Origin of the sequence: Mesorhizobium sp. M7A.F.Ca.ET.027.03.2.1, from assembly GCF_003999175.1 — a bacterium.
Taxonomy (GTDB): domain Bacteria; phylum Pseudomonadota; class Alphaproteobacteria; order Rhizobiales; family Rhizobiaceae; genus Mesorhizobium.
Map to the genome: position 1 here is coordinate 1 of NZ_RZOM01000638.1, position 3,588 is coordinate 3,588.

Here is a 3,588-nt window from a genome sequence, read left to right on the forward strand (position 1 = left end):
GGTGAAGGATGCAGAAGCCGCAGCGGTTGGTTTCGAAATCGCTCTCGGGAAGGGCGCTGACCTCGAAGACCAGACGGCCATCGGCGGAGCCTTTGATGGTGGCGCGGAAGCCGAGCCGGGTTCCATCTGGGGCCAGGCAGCTTGCCGAATAGCTGACCGAAAAAGCGTCGGCAGCCTGGTCGATGATCAGGTCCATCAAATTTGGCTCATAGGTGCCCCAGTCGCGGTCACGCACGATATAGGCGACGGCGCGCAGCACTTCGGTGCCGCCATGGCGGATGGTGCGCAGGTTGCCGTTGACGAAGTCGGCGCTAAGCGCGCCCGCGCGCAGCCTGACCGGCTCGGCTTCGACCGTACGCGTGCCGTAGAGCAGGAAGGCGTCGTCGGTCATTTCAGCAAGGCGTCGAGTTGCACCGGTTGCCGGCTCGCGGCACCGGCGTAAGCCGCCTCGACCAGCGCGAACGTCTCGAGATTGTCCGCTCCCGAGGTCGCCGGTTCGATCCCCTTTGCCAGGCAGTCTACCCAGTGCTGCTGGATGGCGACAACGCTTTCCTGGATGTTGTGCCAGGGACGCGACGCCCATGGCAGCAGCGGCGGCGAGACGTCGGTGACGACCGTGCCGTTCCTGCCGGTGACGGTGAGCCGGTATTCCTGCGCCAGCCGGATCGTTCCGTCGCTGCCGTCGATCTCGATCAGCGTCTCGGGAAACGGCTCGGTCGCAAGCTTCGTCGCGTAGCTGCAGTCGACCACGGAGGTCGCGCCGCTCTTGTGGTCCATCAGCATGGTCGCCACATCCTCGCCCGCGATACTAGGATTGATGCGGGCGGTTCGCGTCGTGATGGTCGAGACGTCGCCGAGCAGGAAACGGGCGATGTCGAGGACATGGATGCCGAGGTCCTCGATGATGAAACGCTTTCCCGTCGCCAGATAGGGTTGGCCGGAAAACACGTCATAGGCGGAGCGGAAGGAGATGCGCCCGAAGAAAGACGTGCCGATCTCGCCGCTGTCGAGCACGGCGCGCACCGCCTGGATCGGCGACTGCCAGCGAAAATTCTCATGCACCATCAGCGGCACGCCTGCTTGTGCGCATGCCCGGACCATGGCCTTGGCGTCGGCCAGCGTCGGCGCGAATGGCTTTTGGCAGATCACCGGAACGCGATGAGCGGCCGCCATTTCGACAAGCGGACGATGGCTGGGCGCGGTGGTGGCGATATCGACGAAGTCGAGGCTTTCGCCGGCAAAAAGTTCCGCCGCATCGGTATAGCGCTTCGCAATGCCGAATTGGTCGCCGACGATCTTGAGCCGTTCCGGATCACGGTCGCAGATGGCGACGATCGAGGCGCCCGCAATGCCGCGCCAGGCGTGCATCTGGTTGACGGCAAAGAAGCCGCAGCCGATCAGCGCTCCACGCAACTCCGCCATGCTCAACCCGCCTTCGCCATCTGCATCAAGGTGACGCGCTGTTGAAGCCGGCGTTGTGCCTGGTCGACGACAACGGCGACGATGATGACGAGACCCTTGATCACCATCTGCCAAAACGAACTCACGCCCATCATCACCAACCCGTCCGAAAGAATGCCGATGACGAAGGCGCCGACGATGGTGCCGCCGATCGTGCCGCGCCCGCCCGACATCGAGGTACCGCCAAGCACCGCCGCCGCAATGGCGTTGAGCTCGAAACTTTCGCCTGTCGCCGGATGCGAAGCCATCAGCTCGGACGAGATGATCAGGCCGACGATCGCGGCGCAGAAACCGGAGAACATATAGACGAACATCTTCACCATGTTGACACGGACGCCCGAAATCCGCGACGCCCGTTCATTGCCGCCGACCGCGAAGATGTGGCGGCCGAGTGGCGTGTATTTGGCGAGATAGGCGGCTCCCAGCGCAACGACGATCAGGATCCAGATCGCCACCGGCAGGCCGAGCAGCCGGCCGGCGCCGAGGAAACCGAAGCCGGTGGTTCCCAGTTCCGGCTTGCCGACGAGGTTGGGGAAGGTGCGGCCGTCCGACGACAGCAGCGCCAGCCCGCGCGCGACATAGAGCACGCCGAGCGTGGCGATGAACGGTGCAACGTTCAGCCTGGTGATCAGCAATCCGTTGACGGCGCCGATCAATATGCCGACGGCCAGTGTGATCAGCGCGATCTCGAAGACGTTGAAATAGATGGTGTAGCCGATCTGCAGGTCGATGCCGTTGAGCACGAGATAGCCGGCCACCATACCGCACAGGCCGACGATCGAGCCGACCGAAAGGTCGATGCCGCCAGTGATGATGACGAAGGTCATGCCCATCGCCAGGAATGCGTTCAGCGCCACGTGCTTCGACATCAGGATCAGATTGGCGGTCGACAGGAAATTCGGCGCCGCGAGCGAGAAGAAGATCAGCACGGCGATCAGCGCGATGAACGTCCGAAGCTTCATCACGGTCAGCAGCACCGAGCCGCTGGAAGTGGAGGGAGCGGCCGCCTTGGCTGGGATGTCAGTCATGGGCGGTGCTCTCCGTGCGTGGGGCCGGTCCGTGGCCAAGCGCGGATGCAGCCACGAGTGCCGCCTCCGTCGCTTCGGCGCGGTCGAACATGCCGGTCAGTTTTCCGTTGCTCATCACCGCGATGCGGTCGGACAGCGCCATGACCTCGTCGAGATCCGAGGTCGCGAACAAAATCCCCAAACCGTCGCGGGACAGTTTGCGCATGGTGCGGAAGACGTCGGCCTTGGCGCCGACATCGATGCCTCGGCTGGGCTCGTCCATCAGCAGCACCTTGGGTTCGGTGAGCAGCGCCTTGCCGATCACCACTTTCTGCTGGTTGCCACCCGACAGCGACGACACCTCCTGCGCCGGGTCGGCGACCTTGATCGCCAGCTCCCGCACCATCTGCGTCACCGCCTGCCTTTCGTCGGCGCCACGGATATGAAACAGGCGGGCAAATCGCAACAGGCTGGCCAGCGTCAAATTGCTGGCGACCGAGAGGATCGAGACCAGCCCTTCGCGCTGACGGTCTTCGGGGATCAATGCCAGGCCACGCCGGATGCGCCGCGTCGTATCGCGCTCCTTGACCTTTATACCGCCAATGAAGATCTCGCCCGTCGAATGGCCGTGACGGCCCATGATGCAGTCGAACAGCTCGCTGCGCCCGGCGCCCATCAGGCCGTAAATGCCGAGGATCTCGCCGGCACGCAGCGACAGTGAGACATGGTCGACGGCAAGTCCGCCGGTGGCGCGGGGCAGGCAGATCTCCTCGGCACGAAAAATCTCTTCTCCCGGAAGATGGCCGTCGGCCTTGGCGAAGTCCTTGGCGTCGGAGCCGATCATCTGGCGAACGATCCATTGCGTGTCGACGTTCTTCATCTCTTCCTGGCCGGTGATGCGGCCGTCACGCAGCACGGTGATGTAGTCGCCGATGCGGATCAGCTCTTCGAGCCGGTGCGAGATATAAACGATCGCCACGCCGCGTGCCTTGAGGTCGGCGATCACCTTGAACAGGATCTCGACTTCCGCAGCGCTCAGCGCCGAGGTCGGCTCGTCCATGATCAGGATGCGCGCGTCGAGCGAGACCGCCTTGGCGATCTCGACCAGCTGCTGCTGACC

General features: G+C 63.9%; 3 protein-coding genes and 1 pseudogene. All 4 read right to left on the reverse strand.

Annotated features, from left to right (window positions below):
- A pseudogene (locus EN750_RS23880) lies at positions 1–391 on the reverse strand (hypothetical protein); the annotation flags it as partial.
- Positions 388–1,422 carry a Gfo/Idh/MocA family oxidoreductase gene (locus tag EN750_RS23885; RefSeq protein ID WP_127397837.1) on the reverse strand — a complete coding sequence of 345 codons (1,035 nt, stop codon included), beginning with the start codon at positions 1,420–1,422 and terminating at the stop codon, positions 388–390. The gene EN750_RS23885 and the pseudogene EN750_RS23880, both read right to left, overlap by 4 nt.
- A 2-nt stretch (positions 1,423–1,424) precedes the next feature.
- The gene (locus tag EN750_RS23890; RefSeq protein WP_127397838.1) at positions 1,425–2,489 is read right to left on the reverse strand and encodes an ABC transporter permease; all 1,065 of its coding nucleotides are present in this window, start codon (positions 2,487–2,489) and stop codon (positions 1,425–1,427) included.
- Positions 2,482–3,588: sugar ABC transporter ATP-binding protein (locus EN750_RS23895; protein WP_145967865.1), on the reverse strand; the 1,107-nt coding region annotated here is incomplete at its 5' end. The genes EN750_RS23895 and EN750_RS23890, both read right to left, overlap by 8 nt.